This window comes from Corynebacterium tuscaniense DNF00037 (assembly GCF_000759055.1).
Taxonomy (GTDB): domain Bacteria; phylum Actinomycetota; class Actinomycetes; order Mycobacteriales; family Mycobacteriaceae; genus Corynebacterium; species Corynebacterium tuscaniense.
Genome location: NZ_JRNG01000081.1, coordinates 1 through 688 on the forward strand (window position 1 = coordinate 1; position 688 = coordinate 688).

The 688-nt window shown below is 65.0% G+C and carries 1 pseudogene; it reads left to right on the plus strand.

Features of this window, described 5'->3' with window-relative positions:
* A pseudogene (locus HMPREF2129_RS11335) lies at positions 1 to 640 on the plus strand (hypothetical protein); the annotation flags it as partial.
* Positions 641 to 688 lie beyond the last annotated feature (48 nt).

The following is a 688-nucleotide window of genomic DNA, read 5'->3' on the forward strand; positions in this document are numbered from 1 at the left end:
CAAACCGAATCCAGACATGTTGGATTTGATTGCCTCTGGTGCTACACCTACCCAGGTAGCCAGTGCCACTGCCCCATCACTACCACCAATCGGTGCACTACCAACTGGCGGTGCCGGTGCGGCTGCGGGTGCGTTAGCTGGTGGTGCAGCCGGTGCCGTTGGCGGGCTTGGTGCAGCCGGTGCTGGTGGTGGGCTTGGTGGGGCTATGCCTCTTGCCGGCCGTAGCACCACCGGGTTTAGCGGTGCCGGTGGTGTCGGTGGCAGGGCCGGTGCAGGCGCAGGTGGGTCTGGTGCGCTAGGTGCCCGGGGTGGGTTGAGCACCCCACCAGGTGCAGGCGCAGGTACCGGGGGTGTGGGGCCAGCACCAGGCAACGGGTCTGGGGTTGGTGGTGTGGGTGCTGGTAGTCCCGGTGCAAGCCCACGAACCGGCGGAGCTGCCGGTGCTGGTGTTGGTGGTTATGGTGTTGGTCCTGCTGCTGGTGCTGGCCGCGGTGGGCGGAACGGACAACAAAAGCGTGGCCGGGTACAAGCAGTCACCTCAGCAGTAGAACGCGAAGGCAACCTCAAAGCACTTCTTGGTGAAGCACCCGAAGTCGTCCCCGGAGTCATCGGCGCCTGGGTACGCGAACCCAAACGCTAGGCTGAGCGGGAACAAGTGAGGTCGCGGACGAATCCCAGCCCTTCAACC